Source organism: Agrobacterium sp. 22-3639C2 (assembly GCF_053522105.1).
Window position 1 is genome coordinate 65,933 of the sequence record NZ_JBNWDB010000005.1, and the last position, 23,877, is coordinate 89,809.

Sequence of the window (23,877 nt, forward strand, 5' to 3'; positions counted from 1 at the left end):
GAGTTTATGCATACACCGTGACTGCTGATCGAACAGAATAAGGGCAAAGCCATGGCCCGCACGCTGGACATTGCCTCGCGTGACGCGACCTCCGGACGGTTAAATCGATGCGGGAAGCCGTCGGCCCCATCGATATCCTCGTGAAAATACCGATGCCGCCAAAAGCCCGAGTAAGTTTACGGCATCATACATGTCGTCGTTTGCATATGCCGGGTAACACTTCATTTAGTAATTTTGTGAAATCTAAAATACGCAGGTTCCAAAGTTTCATCGGCGGGGCTGGTAGAACGAGTGGATCCAACGCGCCCAGCCTTTGGCGGCCCGGAGCGGATATCCGCTTGTCGCCCTATGAGGAGGGGCACAGCTACCCGCGATGTTCCATTGTTTGTTTCCCTGGCTTCCTGCGCGGACAGCTGGAGGAGCGCTTGCCCTGAGGCTATTCATGTCTTTCCTGAAGAATACCAAAATAAAAACAAAGGTCTTATTCGTCATATCAGTGATGAGTTTGATGTCGCTTTCCGGAATCAGCTACGTCAGCTTGCAGTATAAAAATACCGACAATGTTTACAGCGATTTCATCGCCAATGAGGCGCTTGCTGCGGTGCTGAACGCCCGAACCAGCGGCAATCTCAATGCACTCGGCATGCAGATGCTTCGCGCCAGCCTCAATGACTCGACCAGCAGTGATTTCGAGGCCGCTGTCAAAACATTCAAGGCCGACCGGAAGCAACTGGAAGAACGGCAGAATAAAATCATGCAGCTGGTGCCGGCCCGGACGGATGCCGCTCGTGATATCCTCAAGGGCGTTGCCGAGGTTGAGGAAATCGGCAATCAGGTCATCGCTCTCATGCAGGCGGGAAAAAATGCTGAAGCTCAGCAGATGGCGCTTAACGTCCTTCGAAAAATAACTGAAGTCTCACCGAAAATCAGTGCGGGCAACGAGCAACTGATCCAGGTGATGAACGATGGAAGAGAGCGCCTCACGGCCAGCACCAACACGACAATCTGGACAGCTCTGGTCAGCATAGCAATTGTTTCCCTGGCATTGATCGCGCTCGGCCTGCTTATTTCTTCGCGTGGCATTACCACTCCGATTGCGCGGCTTCGCGAGCGGATGGGGTCGTTGGCGGCAGGCGATACAGCCAGCGAAATCGAAGGTATGGACCGCAAGGATGAAGTCGGCCAGATGGCCGCTGCTGTTCAGGCATTTCGCGAGAACGCCATCGAGCGCCTCCGGCTTGAGAATGAAACGGAAAACCATCGGTCATCTTCAGAGCAGGACCGGATAGAGCGCGAGAAACAGAAGGCGAAAGAAGCTGCCGACGTGCAATTCGCCGTCGACAACCTTGCTGCTGCCCTTTCGAAGATCGCTCAGGGCGACGTTACTTACCGGATCGCTCAGCCGTTCGTGTCCAGCCTTGACGGTATTCGCGGCGACTTCAACAGGGCAGCGGAACAGCTGCAATCGACTCTGAACCAGGTGGCGCAGAACGCGCGCGGCATCGACTCCGGCGCGAACGAGATCAGGGCCGCAGCCGACGATCTGGCCAAGCGTACGGAACAGCAGGCAGCGGCCGTCGAGGAGACAGCTGCTGCACTGGAAGAGATCACCACGACGGTGAAAGACTCGACCAAACGGGCGCAAGAAGCGGGCCATTTTGTCAGTCGCGCAAAAGTCGGTGCGGAACAGTCGGGAGAAGTGGTGCAGAAAGCTGTCACGGCAATGGAGCAAATTGCTGCATCCGCTGATGAGATTTCCAACATTATCGGCGTGATCGACGAGATTGCTTTCCAGACCAACCTTCTGGCGCTGAATGCAGGCGTGGAAGCTGCCCGTGCCGGTGAGGCGGGCAAGGGATTTGCGGTTGTTGCCCAAGAGGTTCGCGAACTGGCCCAGCGTTCCGCCGGTGCCGCCAAGGAGATCAAGAATCTCATTACGACATCGAACAGTCAGGTTCAGCAGGGTGTGCAACTGGTTGGCGAAACGGGCAAGGCACTCGAACTCATCGTCACGGAAGTACAGGAAATCAACCGTCACGTGATGGCGATCGCGGAATCGGCACAGGAGCAATCCTCTGGTCTCCAGCAGATCAATACGGCTGTGAACCAGATGGACCAGGACACCCAGAAGAACGCTGCCATGGTGGAAGAAAGCACGGCGGCAAGCCACGGGCTTGCACGCGAGGCTTCGTCGCTCAACCAACTGCTCGCTCGGTTCAAGTTGTCAGAAGGTGGTTACAGCGAAATCTCCGCACCGGTTCGCGCAGCCTCGTCCGCCGACAGGCCTGCAGTTTCTCCTGCGCGTGCACTCGGCGGAAAGATTAAAGCTGCGTTCTCCGGCAATGCTGCCCTGAGCACATCGCCGGACAACTGGGAAGAGTTTTGATAAATGCGCGTCTTTCACGCCTGACGTCTGATGAGAGACTGAAAGCATTGTTTTAAACACTTGCACCGGCGATTGGACTCTGATCGCCGGTGTCTTGCCGATCGCACATCGAATCCGTGACGATTTTTGATCGTATCTCCCCCAAAAAGCGTCCGCTCTTGGGAGAAGTGCCAGTTGATCATTCCAGTACTATTGGCGATTGCCCGCATCACCGACACCTTGCAACCGTATTGGTGGTTATAGCGGTTGTTCTGCGCAGGCGGATCGATATATCTAGGGCCTGGTTCGTCACTTTAATCTGCGGGTACATGGAAACTTCGCTTTATCTGCCCGTCAAAAGTTTCCTCGAGGAAGCGGGCTACACTGTCAAAGGCGAGGTTGGCAGTTGCGACCTCGTGGGCTTGAGCGATAACGATCCGCCTGTTGTCGTCATCTGCGAGCTGAAACTGAGCTTCAATCTGGAGCTTATTTTGCAGGCGGTTGATCGCGCGGCTATGGCAGACGAGGTCTGGATTGCGGCACGGGTCTCAGCCAAGGGCAAGGGCCGCGAGGCTGATAAACGTTATCGCGACCTCTGCCGCAGGCTTGGGATCGGCATGCTCGGCATTTCCGATGTTGGCGACGTCAGCGTCATCGTCAGTTCCATATCACCGATGCCGCGAACCAATCCGAAACGGCGTTCGCGATTGATACGTGAACACAAGAGGCGACGCGGAGATCCGGCGGTGGGTGGAAGCACTCGCGCACCAATCATGACCGCGTACCGCCAACAGGCACTCGGCTGCGCTTTGGCGTTGGCATCAGGGCCGCTGCGCGTGCGTCAGGTCAGATCCGGCATACCGGATGCCGGGAAGATTTTGCTTGCAAACGTCTATGGTTGGTTTGAACGTCTGGATAGAGGCGTCTATGGCTTGACCCCTGCCGGACAGGAGGCGCTACAGCGATGGCCGCAACAAGAAACGCCGGCAACGATCGTCGGACCCAGCTGATTTCTATTCAGCAATAGAGCTTATTTGCGCAGATTATGTAAAAACATGACTACACACCTTGGAGTTGATTTCATTTCCTCTTGATTTACCTTGTGTATTTCCGATGATGTAATACGGACTTGATAAATAACCGACTCTGTACTCGATGAGTCGTGCAAATGAACATACTTAGCGCCAAACAGAAATTGCTGTATTTTATGTCTGTCCGGTCCGACAATCCGGACCTGCTGAAAGCACAATATCGCGCTTTCACCCGGCAGATGCCGATGATGTATTTCATACTGATTTCAAGTACATGGGCGCTGGCTACTACACATCTGCAACTGGCGCCGTTTTGGCTCACCATTGGAATTCCCGCTTTTTTCACACTCGGCTGCACCGTCAGGGTTGCATTCTGGTGGAGAACCCGCGGTATCGATCCCCCGCCGAAGGTGGCCCATGCAGCGCTTCAGCGCACAAATCGCCTGGCAGCCGGTATCGCCATTATATTCACGCTCTGGTCTTTTTTGCTGGTGCCTTATGGGGACGCCTATACGCAGTCCCATGTCGCCTTCTACATGGCGATTACCGTTATCTCCTGCATCTTCTGTCTGATGTATGTGCGTTCGGCCGCCTTCATGGTCACGGCCATCGTCAACGGCGCCTTCATCATCTTCTTTTTGGCCTCAAGGCAACCGACATTCATCGCCATTGCCATCAATGTCCTTCTGGTCTGCGCTGGCATGATGTCCATCCTGTTGACCAACTACCGCAATTTCGAGCGCATGATTGTTTCGCAGCAGCGTACGGAAGCGCTGAACAATGAGAACCTGCTGCTTGCCAATATCGACAGTCTGACGGAACTGCCCAACCGCCGCGCCTTTTTCGCCCATCTGGAAGCCGAAATCGAAAAAGCAAGGGTGGCGGGAACGCGACTGGCGCTTGGCGTTATCGATCTTGATGGGTTCAAGCCCGTCAACGACCTTTACGGCCATTCCGTGGGCGACAGGCTGCTCGTCAACGTCAGCAAACGTCTCACCGAAACTCTGACGACCAGCAAGGCATTCCGCCTTGGGGGAGATGAGTTTGCGATCGTTGCCCCAATCATACCCGATGATGCGCAACTCGTCGTAAATGCGAACGTGATCTCGGAACGGTTGAGGGCGCCCTATCATCTGCCCGAGGGAACGGTGCATGTCGCTGCTTCCATGGGGATAGCCGTATTTCCGTGCCTCGCTTTGACGCTTGAGCAACTTTTCGACCGTGCGGACTATGCGTTGTATCACGCCAAGAAAACCCGGCGCGGCGATGCCGTCCTCTTCGATGCGGAGCACGAAAAGCAGATCAATATCGAAGCCCGTATCGAACATCTGCTCAAGCAGAAAGAGATAGAAAACGAGCTTTCAGTCGTGTTCCAACCGATCGTCGACATACGCGATGGAAGAGCTGCGGGCTTTGAAGCACTGGCGCGCTGGCACAGCCCGGTCCTTGGGCATGTCCCGCCTGCCCAGTTCTTCGCCATTGCCGAGCGGGCCGGTATCGTCAGCTCGCTGACACGGCCTCTTCTTCGAACCGCTCTCGTTTCCGCATCGGCATGGGAGCCATCCCTTAGACTATCCTTCAACCTCTCGGCCCATGACCTCAATTCCTGCGAAGGCGTGCTGTCGTTGATCGGCATCATCGAAAACAGCGGCTTCGACGCAACACGTATTGACCTTGAAATTACCGAAACGGCCTTTGCGCATGATTTTGAACAGGTCAGGCAGTCGGTTGAAATGCTGCGGCGGCTCGGTTGCGGCATTTCGCTTGATGATTTCGGCACCGGTTATTCCAGCCTGACACGGCTGCACGCTCTGCCCCTCACCAAGATCAAGATTGACCGCAGCTTCGTCACGGATCTGCACGAAAAGCCAGCCAGCTACAAAATCGTTAAATCGCTGCTCACGCTCAGCCGCGACATGGGGTTGGAATGCGTGGTGGAAGGGGTCGAAACACGGGAGGAACTCGTGGCCCTTGAAGGTCTCGGTGCTACGCTGGTGCAGGGTTATATCTATGCGGCGCCACTACGAGAACAGGATGTCCGTGAGTTTCTTTCCGGACAGGAAAAAAAGCGCATGATCCTGTCAGCCTGAAGTGGCCTGGGTTTTTTGGGCCCGATTTTCCGGCTGCGATGCCTGCCTGCTGATGTTGATCCGGGGAAGGACAGGAAAACAGGGCTCGGCTACCTCTATCGTGGCGTAGAAATGCGTGCTTTGAATGGACGTGTTTGCTTTGTCTGCCCGGCAGGTTTTAGCGTCCGCCTTGTTTTCCGCGCAATCCAGGCGCAGTATAGGCTTCGTTGTGCTGGCAGCACGGCTCCCCGGTGTCAGAGAGGCACCGCCTCTTCTTCGTTGTCCTTTAGTGAATGTTTGCGCTGACGGTGCCGTATTTCTTTGCGGTAATCACCGAGATGTCACCTGTTGCGTCACGAGCATGCAGGTTGACGGGCGATTACGCTGCCATCAGTTGCACAACGCAAACCATCTGCATTTCTCCAGTGCCATTTCATGGTGTCTGGTCGTTTCGCTCCTGGATTTTCTTGGTACCGCCCGGACACGACACCGCATCTAGTCCTTAGGGATGTCTGGCTCAAGCACCACTCCGATCGATAGGGACTTTCGACCGAGAGACAGGAACGCAGCAGTTGCAATGTAGAATAAAACCAGCTCCACGCGGATCAAAGCCGCGCTGAAGCCTCGGATGAAAGGCAAGACCATGAATAGTTATAACGACCAAAGACGCCAGGCGCTCAGGATCGAAGTTTGGGAGAACGAAGGCGGGACTTCCGTCGCCGATACGGTTGACTCCCAATATGGAAGAAGAATCGAGAGGGACCAAACCTGGACCATATATCATGTATTCACCGGTGTGCCGGTACGGGTGGGTGGCCGCAGGCTGACTGAACTCAGCATATCGGAAGCAACCGATGGCATGCTTTCACTCAATCGTCGCAACGTTTTGCGAAGGGAAGAACGCAGCAGGTGTGAAGCATGACACTGGCTTTCCCCAACTCGGCCCGCAGTTTTGACGACGTGCGTAAAGCTGTGCGGTTTTTCGGCCATGACGGCATGTTCGAAATCCGGTTTTTTGTCGAAGCCGCTGCACTCGCCAAGGGCGGCGTGCATGCAACAGGCATGTCGGAAGCCCAATGCCTTTCGTCTTTTGACGCAATGCGCACGCCGATCTACGAGGCTGCCAAGAAGGTGTATGCCAAGTACCGGCGCAATCTGAACGTCCTGACGCCTTCCGACTTCGGCTAGAGCACATCCTGTTTAGACAAAATTGTCTGACGTGCTCTCGCTATTTGTTTTTACGCATTTTCCGGGCGTAAAACTGCTACGCACTTTAGGAAATGCGCGACCATTGCGGGATCATGGAATGGCGCGCGGGCCGGCGTCTGCGGTTGCGACGTCGCGAGCCAATGCATCATCGATTTCAGATGGGGACACCTGAAGGAACTGGCGGCGGTTCATGGCGACAGCGATCGCGGGAATCTCTAGATGGGTTCCCACGCGGCGATACGCCGTGAAGCTGAGGCCCTCTATCAATTCCTCGTCTATGACCAGGCGATAAGTGCCCGCTCCCAAGGGTTCCGAAAGGGCCTCCAGACGGAACGGATGCGTGAATGTGATTTCGGTCTCTGTGGTTCTTTCGATCATGTCCAACACCGCTTTCCGTTGCGTTAAAACCTGCACAGTTACAGCCGGTTATCGCAACTACGCGCCGATCAGGATGTAAACGATCAGCGCCACACTTGCCGCAGACAAGACGTAGCCAGCCAGCGTTGCGAGATTCTGTTTTGTCGGTTGGTGGAATATGGAAGACATGGCGTCCTCCTTTGTCGGGGCCAGGGTATTCAACCCTTAAACAGCAGCGCCCGTACTATAGCTGCTGGAACAAACACAGTGGACCCGTTTCACTCGTTTAGCAATGAAACAATCCTGATAATCAGAGGTGCTGATCGAAGACACCTCTATGTGAAGGCGAGGAGTGCCGTCACTCGTCTCGCGATTGCCTTTGTCCGTCGGAAGGCCGCAAAAGTCTCCGATATGCCAAAATTCGAATGCCTCACCAAATGATCTTGACAGGGGGCAAGTTTTGGATTTCCTTGTAAATCGGTTTAGTAAATCGCTTTACAAGCCTATCAAGAGGCCAAAGGCCCACGGGAACAGGAACGGGAAGAATGATGGCGCCAAATCGTGCGACCAGTCTGAAGGATGTTGCCCGCACCGCGGGTGTTTCCGTCGCCACGGTGTCGCGGCTGCTCAACGGCTCGCTGGAATTGCCTGCGGACACGAAGGCCCGCATCGAAGACGCAATTCGCCAGCTCAACTATGTTCCTAACCCGCATGCCCGGCGTCTGAGCCGTGGGCGCTCCGATACGATCGGTCTCGTCGTTCCCGATATCGGCAACCCGTTCTTCGGCATGCTGGTTGCAGCAGTGGAAGAGGAGGCAGACAGACGCGGTCTTGCCGTATCGCTTTTCGCAACGTTGAACCGGCCGGGACGCGAACTGTCCTATCTGCGGCTTCTTGCCCGCAACCATGTCGACGGGCTGGTCTTCGTTACCAACCACCCCGATACGGACGAGCTTGCCGAGCTTATCAGCGCCACCGGCAAAGTCGTTGTGGTCGATGAAGACGTCAGTGGGGCATCCGTGCCGAAGCTGTTCTGTGACAATGAACAGGGCGGCCGCTTGGCCGGCGAACACCTTGCTGGATATGGCCACGAACGCGTGCTTTATGTCGGCGGCCCGGCAGAGATGCTCAGCACGCAGCGGCGTTTCCTTGGGTTGGAGGCAGCGTTGCGGACACATTGCGGCTCCGAGCCGTCGATCATGCGTTATTGCGGCGACTATACTGCGGAGTTCGGTCGCGAGGCGGCCTTGCGTTTTCTTTCCGAAGGCCGTCCCGCCACGGCAATTTTCGCCAGCTCCGACGAAATCGCCATCGGGATGATTGAAGTCTTGCGGGCGCAGGGTGTGCGCATTCCGCAGGACGTATCGATGATCGGCTTCGACGATGTCGGCCCGCTGCATCTGTTCGATCCGCCGCTTACCGCCATTCGCCAGCCGGTCAGGGCCATTGGCCAGCGCGCCCTGTCGTTGCTCGCCGAAACCAATTGGGAACAGGAAACTCCGGCCCATCCGGAAGAGCTGCTTCCCGTAGAAATCGTCGTGCGGAGCTCCGTTGCGCCGCCGTCGAAACAATAATTGCGACGGACAAAACCAACAGAGGAAGAACGCAAATGACAATAATCAAACGCAGATATTTCTCCGCAGCCCTTGCCGCCACCGTTCTGGCCGGGGCGACGCTTTCCGCCGGCATTGCCGGTGCCGCGGAAAAGACGATAGCCCTCGTGCAGATCAACCAGCAGGCCATCTTTTTCAACGACATGAACAAGGGTGCGGAAAAGGCGGCAAAGGAAGCGGGCGTCAAGCTCGTCATCTTCAATGCCAATAACGATCCGGCAGCGCAAAACAGCGCCATCGAGACCTATATCCAGCAGAAGGTCGATGGGATTGCGGTCGTCGCCATCGATGTCAACGGCATCATGCCTGCGGTAAAGCAGGCCGCCGAAGCGAACATCCCAGTGGTCGCTATCGACGCAATATTGCCCGAAGGGCCTCAGAAGGCACAGATTGGCGTCGACAATGCCAAGGCTGGTGCCGACATGGGCAAGTTCTTCGTCGACTATGTGAAGTCAGACATGGGCGGCAAGGCCAAGATCGGCGTCGTCGGGGCCCTCAACTCTTTCATCCAGAATATCCGTCAGAAGGGCTTTGAGGACACGCTCAAGGATCAGCCCGGCATCACGGCGGCTGGCGTCGTTGACGGACAGAACGTGCAGGATACGGCTCTTTCCGCGGCGGAAAACCTCATAACTGGCAATCCGGATATGACCGCAATCTACGCAACGGGTGAACCGGCCCTTCTCGGCGCCGTCGCTGCCGTCGAAAGCCAGAGCAAGCAGAAGGACATCAAGGTCTTCGGCTGGGATCTGACCAAGCAGGCGATCGCTGGCATCGACGCCGGTTATGTCGCGGGTGTCATCCAGCAGGACCCGGCGGCCATGGGTGCTGCGGCCGTCAAGGCGCTGAAGACTGTTTCTGATGGTGGCAGTGTCGAAAAGACGATTGCCGTGCCCGTGACCATCGTTACCAAGGCCAATGTCGAGCCCTACCGGGCGGTCTTCAAATGATCGCCGGCGGACAGCACCCAACCGCTGTCACCGGCGCTGGGGGAGATATTCTCCCCCAGCATCTCTCCGGTGCGGCGCAAGAACCGCGCGTCTCGCTTCGCGGTATCGTAAAAACCTTCGGTTCACATCAGGCGCTGCGCGGCGTCGATCTCGACATCTATCCCGGTGAATGCCTGGGCCTTGTCGGTGACAACGCGGCTGGAAAATCGACGCTGACGAAGGTTATTTCCGGAACCTACATTCCAGATGAAGGATCCATTACGCTCGAAGGGGAAGAGGTCCGTTTCTCCGGTCCCGCCGATGCGCGCAATCGCAATATCGAGATGGTCTTTCAGGATTTGAGCCTCTGTGACCATATAGACGTGATCGGCAACCTGTTTCTTGGGCGCGAGATCACCAAGGGTCCGTTCCTCGACCGGCAGACGATGTTGGCCGAGGCCCGCAAGATGCTCGACGCGCTGGAAATCCGTATTCCAAGGTTGACGGCCAAGGTGGAAAAACTCTCCGGCGGACAGCGGCAGGCAATCGCAATCGCCCGTGCCGCGTCCTTCAATCCCAAGGTCCTGATCATGGACGAACCCACTTCGGCGCTTGCCGTGGCAGAGGTGGAGGCCGTTCTGGCGTTGATCAACCGGGTCAAGGCCAAGGGCGTGTCCGTCATCCTCATCACTCATCGTCTTCAGGATCTGTTCCGCGTGTGTGATCGCATCGCCGTCATGTACGAGGGAACGAAGGTCGCCGAACGGCAGATCAACGAAACCAGCCTCGAAGACCTCGTCAAACTGATCGTGGGAGGTCGCCATTGACCGTCTACACTGAACGCGCCAAGGGCTCACCCGTCGCCGATTTCATCGCCGAAAACGCGCAGGTCTTGTCCATAACGGCCTTTTTCATCGCCTGCATGCTGTTCTTTGCCGTAAGCACGGATACGTTCCTAACGGCAGGCAACCTGCTGAACGTCGTGCGTCAGGCCGCTCCCATCCTCATCGTTTCCGTCGCCATGACGCTTGTCATCATCACCGGCGGCATCGACCTGTCGGTCGGCTCCATGGTTGCGCTGATCAACGCCGTCGGTGCCATCCTCATGGCGGCGGGCTATCCCTGGCCTCTGGTGCTGGTCGCCATGCTCATGCTCGGAGCCGTGCTTGGTCTCTTGCAGGGCTGGTTCATTGCCTATCAGGGCATTCCGGCCTTCATCGTTACGCTCGCAGGCTTGTCCATCCTTCGAGGGGTCGCACTCTATATCACCCAAGGGTATTCGGTGCCTATTCCGGATGCGCCCGGCTTCTTTTTTCTCGGTCGCGGAGACCTGTTCGGTTTCCCGGTGCCGGCGCTGATCGGTATCCTCATCACTGTCGTGGCCTATGTGGTCATTTCGTCCACCCGCTACGGACGCCGGGTCGTGGCGGTAGGCTCCAATCTGGAGGCTGCGCGTCGTGTGGGTATGCCGGCAAAATGGATCCTTGCATCGGTCTATCTGGTGGCAGGCGTGGCATCCGCAATCGCTGGGCTGCTGATCGCGTCACGCCTCGGCTCGGGTTCCTCCAATGCTGCTGTCGGCTTTGAGCTGCAAGTCGTGGCAGCGGTTGTGCTTGGTGGTACATCGTTGATGGGCGGACGCGGAACCATTCTCGGCTCCGTGCTTGGCACCATGACCATTGCCGTGATCGGCAACGGGCTGATCCTGATGCATATTTCGCCCTTTTTCACACAGATTGTCACGGGCGCGATCATTCTTGCCGCTATCTGGCTCAACACACGCATCTTCACCACCAACTTCCGCTTGGGTTCCAGAAAAAAGGGTTGAGGCCATGGTGGATGAACTCTCGAAAGGCCATATTCGCTCCGGCAATTTCATGACGGTTGCCGGTCCCGTCCCGGTGGAAAAGCTCGGCGTGACGTTGATGCACGAGCATATTCTCAACGATTGCCGCTGCTGGTGGCACGCACCGAAAACGCCGGAGCGGCAATATCTGGCGGAGGGCTTGGTCTGCCAGGAAATCCTCGGCGAACTTCGCCAGGATCCCTTCGTCAACAAACACAACATCACGCTGGATGATGAGCCGCTTGCGATTAAAGAACTGCATGAATTCGCCGCCCAGGGCGGCCATACAGTGGTGGAGCCGACCTGCCAGGGTATCGGCAGAAATCCGCTTGCCCTCAGGCGGATATCCGAGGCGACCGGGCTCAACATCGTGATGGGGGCGGGTTATTATCTGGCCTCCTCCCATCCTGAGAAAGTGGCAGCGATCAGCATCGACGACATCGCCAATGAAATCGTTCACGAGGCGCTTCAGGGCGTCGATGGAACCGGCGTGAAAATCGGTCTGATCGGAGAGATCGGTGTGTCCTCGGACTTCACCCCCGATGAGCAAAAATCGCTGCGGGGTGCGGCGAGGGCGCAGGCCCGTACAGGTCTGCCCCTCATGGTGCATCTTCCGGGCTGGTTAAGGCTGGGTCACAGGGTTCTCGATGTAGTCGAGCAGGAAGGCGCGGATGTCAGTCACACCGTTCTGTGTCACATGAACCCGTCGCATGATGACCTTGGCTATCAGGGAGAACTTGCCGGCCGCGGTGCCTTCATCGAATACGACATGATCGGCATGGATTTCTTCTATGCCGATCAGCAGGTCCAATGCCCGAGTGACGACGAAGCGGCCAAAGCCATCGTCCAGCTGGTGGAGCGCGGATATCTGGACCGCATCCTGCTTTCCCACGATGTTTTCCTGAAGATGATGCTGACGCGGTATGGCGGCAATGGTTACGCCTATATCCTCAAGCATTTCCTGCCGCGATTGAAGCGGCATGGTCTGGATGACCTCACCTTGCAAATCCTCATGCGGGATAACCCGCGCTCGGTCTTCCAGGCGAAGACGTGACGAACCCATAGAAATGGAACGAAAAATGACAAAGAAAATACTTCTCGTGGGCGAAAGCTGGGTCAGCTCCGCCACTCACTACAAGGGCTTCGACCAGTTCGGCAGCGTCACCTTTCACTTGGGCGCGGAACCTCTGGTAAAGGCGCTCGAAGGTAGTGAATACGAGCTGACCTACCTGACGGCTCATGATGCTGTCGAGAAACTTCCCTTCGATATGGCGGGGCTGGATGCGTATGACGCGATCATCCTCTCTGACATCGGTGCCAACTCGCTGCTTTTGCCGCCTGCGGTTTGGCTGCACTCGAAAACCGTTCCAAACCGTCTGAAGCTTCTCAAGGCATGGGTCGAAAAGGGTGGCGGCCTGCTGATGGTTGGCGGATATTTCTCGTTCCAGGGTATCGATGGCAAGGCCCGGTGGCGTCGCACCCCCGTGGAAGATACGCTTCCCGTGACCTGCCTGCCATGGGATGACCGCGTTGAAATTCCGGAAGGATCGACGGCCGACATTCTGATGCCGGATCATCCCACCGTTGCAGGTCTTTCCGGCGAATGGCCGCTTCTCCTCGGTGTCAATGAGGTAGAGGTGCGCGAGCGTGCGGATGTGGACGTGGTCGCCCGCCTGCCTGCGGAGCAGGGCGGTCATCCGCTTCTGGTCACCGGCGTTTTTGGAAAGGGTCGGACAGCGGCGTGGACATCCGACATTGGTCCGCACTGGCTCTCTCCCGCCTTCTGCGAATGGCAGGGCTACGGCCGTTTGTGGAAAAACATTCTGGGCTGGCTGACAGAAGCTCGCTGAGCGCTGCGGCAGGTATCGGTGGAGAGGATCGTCAGTTGGACAAAATATCCGCGAGCTCAAGGATATCGGGAAAGGCTGAAAGCGTGCCCCGACGACTGACGGTCAGCGCAGATGCCTTTGCGCCATGCCTCAACGCCCGTTCATCCACACTGACGTTTCTCAACGCGGCGGAGGCCAGCGTGACGGCCATGAAGCAATCGCCAGCACCCGTCGTGTCGACAACGCCAGTTTTTTCGGCGGGCACGGTCAGGCATTGGTCTGTCGTGCCGAGCATCGAACCCTCGCCGCCAAGGGTGAGGATGACCTGGCGGACACCGGCTGAAATGAGCAGTTTTATCGCTGTCGAGCCGGTATCCCCGGTCAGGGCGGCCGCTTCGCCGCGGTTGAGGAAAGCGATGTCCGTGAGCGGCCAGAGACTTTCAAACCAGGGTTGGAGAGGTGACGGATTGAATGCGGTGATCATTCCCGTTGCCTTTGCCTGCGACAGTGCGAGACGGGTGGTTGTTTCGCCCAGATTGCCTTGCACGACGAGAAGGTCGCCGGGGCTGGCTGTACCAAGGGTTCCGGCCACGTCTTCCGGGCTCAGGGATTCTGCGCAGGCAGTGGTCGTGACGATGCTGTTTTCACCATCGGGCGTGTTGAAGATGATGGAGAGATCGCTGGTCTGCCCATCCATGCCAATGAGGTCGGCGGTCAGAGGTTCGGTTGCAAGGCGGGCGCGGATGGTCGCAGACCTGTCATCTGTACCTACAGCAGCAGTCAATGTGGTATCGAGCCCGCATCGGGCCATGACAATGGCTTGATTGCAGCCTTTTCCGCCAAGATCGCGGAAGGCCTGCCGGCCGAAAATCGAAGCCCCGGCTTCCGGCAGGGCGGAAACGGAATAGGTTTCGTCGAGCGCGATATTGCCGATGACGAAGGCACGCATGAAAAACTTTCGAGAGGACAAGGCATGCAGATCATATCCGACAATAGGGCGAACGCCATCCAGGAAATCTTTGGTCGTGACAAGGCCTTGATCGGCATGGTGCATTGCCCGCCGTTTCCCGGAGCACCAAGGTATCGTGGCGCGGCCATGGATGCCATCTACGACGTCTGCATGCGCGATGCCGAGGCTTTGATCGAAGGCGGTATGCATGGTCTTCTCATTGAAAACCATGGCGATATTCCCTTTTCCAAGCCGGAGGATATCGGTCATGAGACACCTGCCTTCATGAGCGTGGTGACTGACCGGGTCGCGCGGGCGACTGGCGTTCCGCTCGGTATCAACGTGCTTGCCAATGCGCCGATCCCGGCTTTCGCCATTGCCATGGCAGGCGGGGCGACATTCATCCGCGTCAACCAGTGGGCCAATGCCTATGTCGCCAACGAGGGTTTCATGGAAGGGCGTGCGGCGGAAGCGATGCGTTATCGATCCCTGCTCAGGGCCGAGCACATAAAGGTTTTCGCCGACAGCCACGTTAAGCATGGCGCGCATGCTATCACGGCTGATCGTAGCATCGATGAGCTGACCCGCGACCTTGCCTTTTTTGATGCGGATGCGGTGATCGCTACTGGCCAGCGAACCGGCAACAGCGCAACGATGGCGGAAATCGAAGAGATCGGGCAGGCCACACATCTTCCGCTTCTGGTCGGTTCTGGTGTTGGGGAAGCCAATATCGTTGAAATCCTGAAGCGCACCAGCGGTGTCATCGTCGCTTCGTCGCTAAAACAGGGCGGTGTCTGGTGGAACCCTGTCGAGCCTGCGCGTGTGCGATCGTTTGTTGAGGCGGCGCAGCCAGGGCTTTCGGGTTGAGGGCAAACGGGAAATGATGATGACGCAAACTCTTTCGATCAACGGGCAGCGACTTATCGATCGACTCGACCGGTTTGCGCAAATAGGCGCGACGGCAAAGGGTGGCGTCAACCGCCAGGCCTTGACCGGCCTCGACCGGCAGGCGCGGCAATTGCTGACGGAGTTGGCGCTGCAGCGGGGCTTCAAGGTCTTTCAGGACCCGATTGCCAATCTGTTCATTCGCCGCGAGGGGCGCAACCCGGATCTGTCGCCGCTGCTTATCGGCAGTCATCTCGACAGTCAGCCTGCAGGCGGTCGTTTTGACGGTGCGCTCGGCACGCTCGCAGCTTTTGAGGTTCTGGAAACACTCGAAGATTGCGGGGTGGAAACCGAGCGGCCGGTGGAGGTCGTGTCGTTCACGAATGAAGAGGGCTGCCGCTTCGCGCCGGGCTGCATGGGCTCCATGGCTTTTGCCGCCGGTTCAATTCCAAGCGCCTGGGAGACCATGCGCGCGACTGACGGTGCGCTTTTCGCAGATGAACTCTCCGCCACGCTGGAAAGTCTCCCGGTTGCCGTGATGCGGCCTCTGGGCACGCCGGTTTTCGCTTATCTCGAGGTCCATATCGAGCAAGGGCCTTCATTGGAAAAAGAGGGCTTACCGATCGGCATCGTCACCGGCATACAGGGAACGCGCTGGCTGGAGGTGATTATCGAAGGGCAGACCGCCCACGCTGGAACAACGGCGCTGCAATATCGGCATGACCCCATGCAAGCCACGGCCAACGCGCTTGCTGAACTCTATCGCGACATCATGCCAGCCGATCCGGCCGCGCGTTTCACGATTGGCCGAATGGCCCTTGAACCCGGCGCGGTGAATGCGATCCCGGCAACGGTGCGCTTCACGATCGATTTTAGACACCCTTCGCTGACAACAATCGGCGTCATGGAGCAGACAATCCGCATGGCTATCCAGCAGGCAGCGGCGGACACAGGCTGCTCGGCGACTATTTCGCAGATTTTCGACATGCCGCCGGCAAGTTTTCCGGATGAATTGCTTGCCGTATTGGATCAGGCCGCACAAGAGCGGGACTTTGCAACAAAGAGAATGCTCTCCGGCGCGTTCCACGATGCGCTTTTTATGAACCGCGTCGCGCCATCGGCCATGATTTTCGTACCCTGCCGGGATGGTCTCAGTCACAATGAGGCTGAATATGTGGAGCAGGAGCATAGTATTGCGGGTGGCAACATGCTCTTGGCTTCGCTTCTCCAGCTGCTAGCGCCGACGGGAGCGTTGTAAATCGAATGTTTGCGGGGAGCTTTCGCCCCTTGTTGGGGTTGCTCCGTTTGCAGATCACTGCGCGCTGGCCGATCGCGAGTATAGTTCGGTTGAGAAAAAGCCGAGATGAATCAGCGCTGTAGCAAGTGATCGTATGAAACTGCCTTTTGCTTGAAACTTTCCTCCTGTCGCTCTCGTCACTTGTGCTGTTCCCCGAGACGGGAACGATAGGCCTTCAGAGGCGCGCTTCCGCGCCGAGGCGATTAGGGAAGAGGAATATTCAATGTTCAAGTCCGCAATCCGTACGCTCGCCCTTGCGACGGCAATCTCGACTCTAGCTTCGGGTGCCTTTGCTGAAAATCCAAAGGTCGGCGGTGCAGCAATGTACGAAAACAAGAACATCATCGAGAATGCCGTCAACTCGAAGGATCACACCACGCTGGTCGCCGCCGTCAAGGCTGCCGGTCTCGTAGAAACCCTTCAGGGCAAGGGACCGTTCACGGTCTTTGCTCCGACCAATGAGGCCTTTGCCAAATTGCCGAAGGGTACAGTCGAAACTCTGCTGAAGCCGGAAAACAAGGCGCAGCTGACCAAGATCCTGACCTGTCATGTCGTGGCGGCCGATGCCATGTCCAGCGCCATCGAGAAGATGATCAAGGATGACAACGGCACCCATGATGTGAAGACGGTCGGCGGCTGCATCCTCAAGGCGAAGGAAAGCATGGGCAAAATCACCCTGACCGACGAAGCGGGTGGTGTTGCGCATGTGACGATCGCCGATGTCAAGCAGTCGAACGGCGTCATTCATGTCATCGACAAGGTTCTGCTTCCGAAGATGTGATTGCTCTTATCTTCTGCATGCCTGATCCGACCACCTCCTCGGTGGCCGGATTTTTTTGTGCTCGACGTTGCTTCTATCGGTGACGCAATGGTTTGCCGGCATCGCGTACGGCAGGCCGCGGGGAGGAATGCCGGGCGCATCCCTGAGGGCACGACGGCAGACGGCATGCCTGCCCGCATGTTCTCCTGTTCCGTTATCGAAAACAGAAACAGAGTGCGCTATCTTGCCTTCCGGCCCTGGTTGACGTACTCGAAATCGATAGGACCCTGGGCCGATTAACAATAGTGTTTCGTGGCGCTGCGTTTCGGCGCCATACACCTCATGACGTTGGGATTGCGATGAACCTTTACTTGGATTACCTGGCTGAGATCGAAAGCAGAAAAACTCAAGGGCTCGCTCCCAAGCCGATCGACGATGGCGGATTAACCGGCGAAATCATTGCCTTGATCAGGGATACCGGTAGCGAATATCGCGCGGATGCCCTCAAATTTTTCATTTACAACACCTTGCCAGGCACCACGAGCGCTGCCGGCGTCAAGGCCGCCTTTCTGAAGCAGATCATTCTGGGCGAAACTGTCGTTCCGGAGATCACGCCCACTTTCGCCCTCGAACTGCTGTCGCATATGAAGGGTGGCCCCTCCATCGAAGCGCTGCTCGACATCGCCCTTGGTGATGATGCCGGGCTTGCCCAGCAGGCAGGCGAAGTGCTGAAGACGCAGGTCTTCCTCTATGACGCAGACATGTTCCGGCTGCGCGATGCCTTCAAGGCGGGCAATACCGTCGCGAAGGGCGTTCTTGAGAGCTATGCCAAGGCTGAGTTCTTCACCAAGCTTCCCGATGTAGAGGATGAGATCAAGGTCGTGACTTTCATCGCCGCCGAAGGCGATATCTCTACCGATCTTCTGTCCCCTGGCAACCAGGCGCATTCGCGCTCCGACCGGCAGTTGCACGGCCAGTGTATGATCACGCCGGAAGCGCAGGCGGAAATCGTCGCGCTGCAGAAGCAGCATCCCGACAAGCGGGTGATGATGATCGCCGAAAAGGGCACGATGGGCGTCGGCTCGTCGCGCATGTCGGGCGTCAACAACGTGGCGCTGTGGACCGGCAAGCAGGCCAGCCCCTATGTGCCCTTCGTCAACTTCGCCCCGATCGTTGCTGGCACCAACGGCATTTCGCCGATCTTCGCCACCACTGTCGACGTCACGGGCGGCATCGGCATCAACCTCAAGAACTGGGTGAAGAAGCTCGGCGAAGACGGCAAGCCCATCCTCAACAATGACGGCAATCCGGTTCTGGAGCAGAAATATTCGGTTGAGACCGGCACCGTTTTGAAGATCGACGCCAAGAGCTACAAGCTTCGTGACGAGAACGGCACGGAACTGGTCGATCTCTCATCCTCCTTCACACCGCAGAAGATGGAATTCATGAAGGCGGGCAGCTCCTATGCCATCGTCTTCGGCAAGAAGCTCCAGACGTTTGCGGCGGAAACGCTTGGCGTCGAGGCCACCCCGGTCTTTGCGCCCAACAAGGAAATTTCCATCGAAGGCCAGGGCCTCACGGCCGTCGAGAAAATCTTCAACCGCAATGCCGTTGGCGTCACGCCCGGCAAGGTGCTGCATGCCGGCTCCGACGTGCGCGTGAAGGTCAACATCGTCGGCTCGCAGGACACGACCGGTCTGATGACGGCGCAGGAACTTGAGGCGATGGCGGCAACCGTCATTTCGCCGCTGGTGGATGGTGCGTACCAGTCGGGTTGCCACACGGCCTCCGTCTGGGACAAGAAGGCGCAGGCGAACATTCCGAAGCTCATGTCCTTCATGAACAACTTCGGCGTCATCACTGCCCGCGACCCCAAGGGCGTCTATCATTCGATGACGGACGTGATCCACAAGGTGCTGAACGACATCACCGTTGACGACTGGGCGATCATCATCGGCGGCGACAGCCACACCCGCATGTCCAAGGGCGTGGCCTTCGGTGCCGACTCGGGCACTGTGGCGCTGGCACTGGCGACGGGCGAGGCGACCATGCCGATTCCGCAATCCGTCAAGGTCACCTTCAAGGGCAAGATGCAGCCGCATATGGACTTCCGCGATGTTGTCCATGCGACGCAGGCGCAGATGCTGAAGCAGCATGGCGACAACGTTTTCCAGGGCCGCATCATTGAAGTCCATATCGGCACGCTGCTCGCTGACCAGGCCTTCACCTTTACCGACTGGACGGCCGAGATGAAGGCCAAGGCGTCGATCTGTATCTCTGAAGACGAGACGCTGATCGAGTCGCTGGAAATCGCCAAGTCGCGTATCCAGATCATGATCGACAAGGGCATGGATAATGCCGCCCAGACACTGAAGGGCCTGATCGCCAAGGCAGATCAGCGTATTGCCGAAATCCGCTCCGGCGAAAAGCCCGCTCTGACCCCTGACGACAATGCGAAATATTTCGCTGAAGTCGTCGTGGATCTGGACGTGATCGACGAACCGATGATCGCCGACCCCGACGTCAACAACACCGATGTTTCCCGGCGCTACACCCATGACACGATCCGTCCGGTGTCCTATTACGGCGGCACCAAGAAGGTCGATCTGGGCTTCGTCGGTTCGTGCATGGTGCATAAGGGCGACATAAAGATCGTCGCCCAGATGCTGAAGAACATCGAGAAGGCCGAAGGCAAGGTCGAGTTCAAGGCGCCGCTCGTGGTCGCGGCACCGACCTATAACATCATCGACGAGTTGAAGGCGGAAGGGGATTGGGAAATCCTGCAGAAGTATTCCGGCTTCGAGTTCGATGATCTCAAGCCGAAGACTGCCAACCGGACGGAATACGAGAACATCCTCTATCTGGAGCGCCCGGGCTGCAACCTTTGCATGGGCAACCAGGAGAAGGCGGAGAAGGGTGATACTGTTCTGGCAACCTCGACCCGTCTCTTCCAGGGCCGCGTTGTTGAGGACACTGCCGAGAAGAAGGGTGAATCGCTGCTGGCCTCGACCCCTGTCGTGGTGCTGTCGGCAATCCTTGGCCGCACACCGAGCGCTGAGGAATACAAGGCCGCCGTGGTAGGTATCGATCTGACCAAGTTCGCACCGCCGAAAGCCGCGCCAATCGATTCCCTGTCTGTCCAATACTAAAGTATTTCCGGGCGTAGGACTTTTACGTCCGGAAAAACGTTTGAAAACAAAGATATAGAGCGCGTCCACCGAATTCAGTTGAAACCGGACGCGCTCTAGGGTTGAAATTACCCGTCAAATTCTTGGCAAAACGCCACAATCACGCGAAAAAACGCCGGCACATAACTTCTGATTAATACGCCTGCGGCAGAATAGGAATGATAATTACTTTCGATTAAATATCTATCCGGCAAGAAGCGGCGAGTATGTCTGAAATACGCTCATTTATTGCGGACGATCTCGTGTCCGTGGCTGACATGTTTCACCGTTTTTTGCGGAAGAAAGATGGGGCCGCGACAGATGATCTGACGTCATATTTGCGCGCCGTCTTTCTCGAAAATTCAAACATAAATCCGGATATTCACTCCAAGGTCTATGTGCGTGACGATGGGCGCGTGTCTGGATTTCTGGGTGTGTTGCCCGTGGCAATGGAACTTAATGGCCGGAACATACAGGCCGCTGTCTGCTCTTCCTTTGTCGCTGAAGACCGTGAGACCGATCCCTTTGCCGGAGCGCGTTTGCTGCGCGAAGTTTTGGGTGGACCTCAGGAGCTGACATTCGGGGAGACGATCAACGACGTTTCCGCCGATATGTGGAAGACGATGCGCGGCCAGCTGCTCGCCTCCTACAGTCTCGATTGGCTGCGGATTTTACGCCCGGCTTCATTCGGGCTGGAAATAGCCGCTGATCGTTTCTCCAGCACTTTCCGCGCGCTGACGCCGTTCAGCAAGATCATCGACCGCACCATTTCGGCGCGTGGCCATGGGCGAGCATTATCCTATTACGCATCACATCCGGACAAGGTGGACAGCTTTACCGACGACGACGCGAGCGATACCGAATTCGCGCGTCTGGCACGGGAACTCGTCGGCCACTTTCCGCTCCATCCCGTTTGGACCGAGGAAAGCCTGTTGCACATGCTCCAACACGCCAAACGCAAACGTCTGCACGGCGAACCAGTCCAGCGGATTGTGAGGGCCCGCGGCGGCAGGGCGGTGGGGCTTTTTCTTTACCACGGCAATCCACCGGGCATCGGCCGGACGCTGCAGATTATGGCCGTGCCCGGGCAGGAGCAGATCGTGATCGATCGGCTGATCCGCAATGCCTATGATCGTGGTCTCGCGGCCATCAGAGGTCGCACCCAGCCGGCACTGCTCCGGGCGATGCTCGGCAAGAAATGCACGTTTCTGCATGCGTCATCCACCATCGTGCATTCGCGTAATGCGGACCTCCTCAAGGCAGCGACGGATGGGACGGCATTTTTCAACGGCTTTTGCGGTGAAAGCTGGACGCGCCTCATCGGTGACAGCTTTGGTCAGGCGGTCGAGTAATGTGCGGAATTGCCGGATTTTATCGACACGACATGCCGGCCGAGCGCGCAAACGAGCGCCTTGCGCTGATGGCGTCGCGTCTTAAGCATCGTGGTCCAGATGCGCATGGAGCTCTGCTGCGCGGCGATGTCGGCCTTGCCCACGCACGGCTGGCGATTGTGGGCATTGCCGATGGCGCGCAGCCGATGCGCACCGTCGAAGACGATCTTGCCATTTCCTTCAACGGCGAAATCTTCAATCACGTCGAACTGCGCGAAACGCTGTCCGCACGCGGCCACCATTTCCGCACCCACTCCGACACCGAAGTCATCCTGCATGACTATCGAGACAAGGGGCTGGATTGCCTCAACGAATTCAACGGCGATTTTGCCTTCGCCCTGCACGACGCCCGCAACGACACGCTGGTGCTTGCGCGTGACCGGATGGGTGTGCGGCCGCTTTATTATACGTGGCATGAAGGTACGTTTTATTTCGCATCCGAGATCGGGGCGCTTCTGGCGTTGCCGGGAATGACGGCCGAGATCGATCCGGTGGCGCTGGATCAGATATTCACCTTCTGGTTCCCGTTGCCGCCGCGCACCGCCTTTCGCGGCATTCACGAATTGCCGCCCGGTCATCTGATGATCCTGCGCGATGGCGCGTCCACGGTACGGCGCTGGTGGCAGCTTTCCTATCCTGACGGCAAGCACGCAGCACCGCCGGCAAGCCTTGGCGCGCAGGTGGAAGAGCTGACGGCGCTGCTGGCCGACGCAACGCGGATCAGGCTTCGCGCCGATGTGCCTGTCGGCTCCTATCTGTCCGGCGGGCTCGATTCCTCCCTCGTTTCTGCCCTGGCTGCGCAAAGCGTTAGCCGAGGCCTGCGCACATTTTCGCTGGCCTTCGAAAGTGCGGAGCACGACGAAAGTATCTGGCAGAAAACAATGAGCCAGCATCTTGGCGTCGCATCCGAAACCACGGAGTGCTCAACTGCGGACATAGCGCAATACATGCCTGAGGTCATGGAGCACGTGGAGACGCCCATTCTTCGCACAGCACCGGTGCCGCTTTACCTGCTTTCCCGGCATGTGCGCGAACGGGGCATGAAGGTGGTGCTGACCGGTGAAGGTGCTGATGAGCTGTTCGCTGGCTACGATATTTTCCGCGAAGCGCGGGTACGGCGCTTTTGCAGCCGCCAGCCGCAATCGGCTCGCCGGCCGAAACTGTTCCAGCGGCTTTATCCCTACCTTCCGGGGCTGAAACAGCAGACGCCGGATTATCTGGCACGCTTCTTCTCCTTCGGCGCAGAAGCCACCGACGAACCGCTGTTTTCCCATCGGCCGCGCTTGCGCTCTACGGCGGCGGCGAAAATCTTCTTTTCAGCGGAATTGAAAGCGCAGCTTGGCGACTACGACGCTGCGGCCGATCTTGCCGCGCAGTTGCCGGAGGATTTCCGCCGCTGGCATCCGCTTCATCAGGCGCAGTACCTCGAGACAGCATTTCTCTTGCCCGGCTATATTCTGTCCAGTCAGGGAGACCGGGTCATGATGGCAAATGGAGTGGAAGGCCGGTTTCCGTTCCTCGATCCCCGTGTGGTGGACTTTGCCGCAGCGCTCCATCCCGAGGCGAAACTGCGCGGTCTGAGGGAAAAGTATATCCTCAAACAGGCTGCAGCCGAACTGGTGCCCGATGCGATCTTAAACCGACCCAAGCAGCCCTATCGCGCGCCCGACGCAGAAGCCTTCGCGGATGCCGGCTATCTCGACACCGTACTCTCCACCGGTCAAGTAAGGACCACCGGCCTGTTCAATGCCCAGGCGGTGGAAAAGCTGACAACCAAGGTGCGGCAAAAACAGGCGACCGGCTTTCGCGACAACGCCGCCTTCGTCGGCATACTCTCGACCCAGCTTCTGCATGCTGCCACGACCCAGAATTCCACAATGTCATCGCAAAAAATCGAAGGAAGCTCCAAATGACCAATGAAAGCACCGGCATGAAAGCCGAAATTCGCGGTTTCATCATCGAAAACTTTCTGTTCGGTGACGAAAGCCGGCCGTTTGGCGATGATCTTTCGTTGATCGACAATGACATGGTCGATTCCACGGGAATTCTCGAATTGGTGAGCTTCATCGAGGAACGCTACGGCGTCCGCGTTGCCGACGGCGATATCGTACCGGCCAATCTCGATACGATCGACAACATCGCCGCCTTCATCGGTCGCAAGCAGACCGCCTGAAATTTCG

At 57.5% G+C, this 23,877-nt stretch carries 20 protein-coding genes; 18 read left to right on the forward strand and 2 right to left on the reverse strand.

The features are described from left to right. The first annotated feature begins 442 nt into the window (after window positions 1-442). The 5 genes from ACQZ6D_RS20795 (at window position 443) to ACQZ6D_RS20815 (ending at window position 6,653) form a co-directional block, all read left to right on the forward strand. Window positions 443-2,386, forward strand: coding sequence for a methyl-accepting chemotaxis protein (locus ACQZ6D_RS20795; protein ID WP_112391853.1), 1,944 nt, complete (start codon window positions 443-445; stop codon window positions 2,384-2,386). A gap of 308 nt (window positions 2,387-2,694) precedes the next feature. Further along, window positions 2,695-3,375, forward strand: a complete 681-nt coding sequence (locus ACQZ6D_RS20800; protein ID WP_113473712.1) for a DUF2161 domain-containing phosphodiesterase — start codon at window positions 2,695-2,697, stop codon at window positions 3,373-3,375. Window positions 3,376-3,533: 158 nt separating this feature from the next. Next, window positions 3,534-5,486, forward strand: coding sequence for an EAL domain-containing protein (locus ACQZ6D_RS20805; protein ID WP_162803703.1), 1,953 nt, complete (start codon window positions 3,534-3,536; stop codon window positions 5,484-5,486). A gap of 607 nt (window positions 5,487-6,093) precedes the next feature. Next, window positions 6,094-6,387: a hypothetical protein gene (locus ACQZ6D_RS20810; protein WP_025595135.1), complete on the forward strand. Its 294-nt coding sequence runs from the start codon at window positions 6,094-6,096 to the stop codon at window positions 6,385-6,387. Further along, window positions 6,384-6,653, forward strand: a complete 270-nt coding sequence (locus ACQZ6D_RS20815) for a DUF1488 family protein (RefSeq protein ID WP_003518274.1) — start codon at window positions 6,384-6,386, stop codon at window positions 6,651-6,653. The genes ACQZ6D_RS20810 and ACQZ6D_RS20815 overlap by 4 nt, the downstream gene beginning before the upstream one ends. Window positions 6,654-6,764: 111 nt before the next feature. On the opposite strand, the gene ACQZ6D_RS20820 is transcribed toward ACQZ6D_RS20815, so the two are convergent. Then, entirely contained in the window at window positions 6,765-7,052 is a 288-nt protein-coding gene (locus ACQZ6D_RS20820; protein WP_113473713.1) for a hypothetical protein, read from the reverse strand. Between the two features lie 527 nt (window positions 7,053-7,579). Here ACQZ6D_RS20820 and ACQZ6D_RS20825 point away from each other — a divergent pair. From ACQZ6D_RS20825 to ACQZ6D_RS20850, 6 genes are read left to right on the forward strand one after another with little or no spacing between them, the layout of a single operon-like run. Next, a complete protein-coding gene (locus ACQZ6D_RS20825) occupies window positions 7,580-8,605 on the forward strand; it encodes a LacI family DNA-binding transcriptional regulator (protein ID WP_013762211.1) in 1,026 nt (341 codons plus the stop codon). 35 nt (window positions 8,606-8,640) lie between these two features. Next, window positions 8,641-9,594, forward strand: a complete 954-nt coding sequence (locus tag ACQZ6D_RS20830; protein ID WP_019566852.1) for an ABC transporter substrate-binding protein — start codon at window positions 8,641-8,643, stop codon at window positions 9,592-9,594. Then, window positions 9,591-10,400 (forward strand): ATP-binding cassette domain-containing protein, encoded by an 810-nt coding sequence (locus ACQZ6D_RS20835; RefSeq protein ID WP_013762213.1) that lies wholly within the window; start codon window positions 9,591-9,593, stop codon window positions 10,398-10,400. The genes ACQZ6D_RS20830 and ACQZ6D_RS20835 overlap by 4 nt, the downstream gene beginning before the upstream one ends. Next, a complete protein-coding gene (locus ACQZ6D_RS20840) occupies window positions 10,397-11,401 on the forward strand; it encodes an ABC transporter permease (RefSeq protein WP_003518264.1) in 1,005 nt (334 codons plus the stop codon). Before ACQZ6D_RS20835 ends, ACQZ6D_RS20840 begins: the two co-directional genes overlap by 4 nt. A 4-nt stretch (window positions 11,402-11,405) precedes the next feature. Beyond that, window positions 11,406-12,473, forward strand: a complete 1,068-nt coding sequence (locus tag ACQZ6D_RS20845) for a phosphotriesterase family protein (protein WP_019566853.1) — start codon at window positions 11,406-11,408, stop codon at window positions 12,471-12,473. A gap of 25 nt (window positions 12,474-12,498) precedes the next feature. After that, a complete protein-coding gene (locus ACQZ6D_RS20850) occupies window positions 12,499-13,269 on the forward strand; it encodes a glutamine amidotransferase (protein WP_026331026.1) in 771 nt (256 codons plus the stop codon). A 31-nt stretch (window positions 13,270-13,300) separates the two neighbouring features. Here the strand turns inward: ACQZ6D_RS20850 and ACQZ6D_RS20855 are convergent, their stop codons facing one another. After that, a complete protein-coding gene (locus tag ACQZ6D_RS20855; RefSeq protein WP_113090331.1) occupies window positions 13,301-14,197 on the reverse strand; it encodes a ribokinase in 897 nt (298 codons plus the stop codon). Window positions 14,198-14,221: 24 nt separating this feature from the next. On the opposite strand from ACQZ6D_RS20855, the gene ACQZ6D_RS20860 reads away from it, so the two are divergent. The 7 genes from ACQZ6D_RS20860 to ACQZ6D_RS20890 all read left to right on the forward strand — a co-directional run bounded on the left by ACQZ6D_RS20860 (window position 14,222) and on the right by ACQZ6D_RS20890 (window position 23,870). Beyond that, window positions 14,222-15,064 carry a BtpA/SgcQ family protein gene (locus ACQZ6D_RS20860; RefSeq protein WP_448730109.1) on the forward strand — a complete coding sequence of 281 codons (843 nt, stop codon included), beginning with the start codon at window positions 14,222-14,224 and terminating at the stop codon, window positions 15,062-15,064. A 19-nt stretch (window positions 15,065-15,083) separates the two neighbouring features. After that, window positions 15,084-16,340 (forward strand): Zn-dependent hydrolase, encoded by a 1,257-nt coding sequence (locus ACQZ6D_RS20865; RefSeq protein WP_448730108.1) that lies wholly within the window; start codon window positions 15,084-15,086, stop codon window positions 16,338-16,340. Window positions 16,341-16,602: 262 nt separating this feature from the next. Continuing rightward, entirely contained in the window at window positions 16,603-17,160 is a 558-nt protein-coding gene (locus tag ACQZ6D_RS20870) for a fasciclin domain-containing protein (protein ID WP_003518253.1), read from the forward strand. Window positions 17,161-17,498: 338 nt separating this feature from the next. Next, the gene (locus tag ACQZ6D_RS20875; RefSeq protein ID WP_065663420.1) at window positions 17,499-20,288 is read left to right on the forward strand and encodes a bifunctional aconitate hydratase 2/2-methylisocitrate dehydratase; all 2,790 of its coding nucleotides are present in this window, start codon (window positions 17,499-17,501) and stop codon (window positions 20,286-20,288) included. Window positions 20,289-20,533: 245 nt separating this feature from the next. Next, window positions 20,534-21,658, forward strand: a complete 1,125-nt coding sequence (locus ACQZ6D_RS20880; RefSeq protein ID WP_448731727.1) for a hypothetical protein — start codon at window positions 20,534-20,536, stop codon at window positions 21,656-21,658. Then, window positions 21,658-23,610: an asparagine synthase (glutamine-hydrolyzing) gene (gene asnB, locus ACQZ6D_RS20885; protein ID WP_448730107.1), complete on the forward strand. Its 1,953-nt coding sequence runs from the start codon at window positions 21,658-21,660 to the stop codon at window positions 23,608-23,610. The genes ACQZ6D_RS20880 and asnB overlap by 1 nt, the downstream gene beginning before the upstream one ends. Beyond that, entirely contained in the window at window positions 23,607-23,870 is a 264-nt protein-coding gene (locus ACQZ6D_RS20890; protein ID WP_003518245.1) for an acyl carrier protein, read from the forward strand. The genes asnB and ACQZ6D_RS20890 overlap by 4 nt, the downstream gene beginning before the upstream one ends. Window positions 23,871-23,877 lie beyond the last annotated feature (7 nt).

Coding starts and splice junctions, on each gene's coding strand:
- ACQZ6D_RS20835 (WP_013762213.1), top strand. CDS start 9,591: ATGATCGCCGGCGGACAGCACCCAACCGCTGTCACCGGCGCTGGGGGA.
- ACQZ6D_RS20830 (WP_019566852.1), top strand. CDS start 8,641: ATGACAATAATCAAACGCAGATATTTCTCCGCAGCCCTTGCCGCCACC.
- ACQZ6D_RS20890 (WP_003518245.1), top strand. CDS start 23,607: ATGACCAATGAAAGCACCGGCATGAAAGCCGAAATTCGCGGTTTCATC.
- ACQZ6D_RS20855 (WP_113090331.1), bottom strand. CDS start 14,197: ATGCGTGCCTTCGTCATCGGCAATATCGCGCTCGACGAAACCTATTCC.
- ACQZ6D_RS20865 (WP_448730108.1), top strand. CDS start 15,084: ATGACGCAAACTCTTTCGATCAACGGGCAGCGACTTATCGATCGACTC.
- ACQZ6D_RS20810 (WP_025595135.1), top strand. CDS start 6,094: ATGAAAGGCAAGACCATGAATAGTTATAACGACCAAAGACGCCAGGCG.
- ACQZ6D_RS20870 (WP_003518253.1), top strand. CDS start 16,603: ATGTTCAAGTCCGCAATCCGTACGCTCGCCCTTGCGACGGCAATCTCG.
- ACQZ6D_RS20800 (WP_113473712.1), top strand. CDS start 2,695: ATGGAAACTTCGCTTTATCTGCCCGTCAAAAGTTTCCTCGAGGAAGCG.
- ACQZ6D_RS20875 (WP_065663420.1), top strand. CDS start 17,499: ATGAACCTTTACTTGGATTACCTGGCTGAGATCGAAAGCAGAAAAACT.
- ACQZ6D_RS20880 (WP_448731727.1), top strand. CDS start 20,534: ATGTCTGAAATACGCTCATTTATTGCGGACGATCTCGTGTCCGTGGCT.
- ACQZ6D_RS20825 (WP_013762211.1), top strand. CDS start 7,580: ATGGCGCCAAATCGTGCGACCAGTCTGAAGGATGTTGCCCGCACCGCG.
- ACQZ6D_RS20860 (WP_448730109.1), top strand. CDS start 14,222: ATGCAGATCATATCCGACAATAGGGCGAACGCCATCCAGGAAATCTTT.
- ACQZ6D_RS20815 (WP_003518274.1), top strand. CDS start 6,384: ATGACACTGGCTTTCCCCAACTCGGCCCGCAGTTTTGACGACGTGCGT.
- ACQZ6D_RS20845 (WP_019566853.1), top strand. CDS start 11,406: ATGGTGGATGAACTCTCGAAAGGCCATATTCGCTCCGGCAATTTCATG.
- ACQZ6D_RS20795 (WP_112391853.1), top strand. CDS start 443: ATGTCTTTCCTGAAGAATACCAAAATAAAAACAAAGGTCTTATTCGTC.
- ACQZ6D_RS20820 (WP_113473713.1), bottom strand. CDS start 7,052: ATGATCGAAAGAACCACAGAGACCGAAATCACATTCACGCATCCGTTC.
- ACQZ6D_RS20805 (WP_162803703.1), top strand. CDS start 3,534: ATGAACATACTTAGCGCCAAACAGAAATTGCTGTATTTTATGTCTGTC.
- ACQZ6D_RS20850 (WP_026331026.1), top strand. CDS start 12,499: ATGACAAAGAAAATACTTCTCGTGGGCGAAAGCTGGGTCAGCTCCGCC.
- asnB (WP_448730107.1), top strand. CDS start 21,658: ATGTGCGGAATTGCCGGATTTTATCGACACGACATGCCGGCCGAGCGC.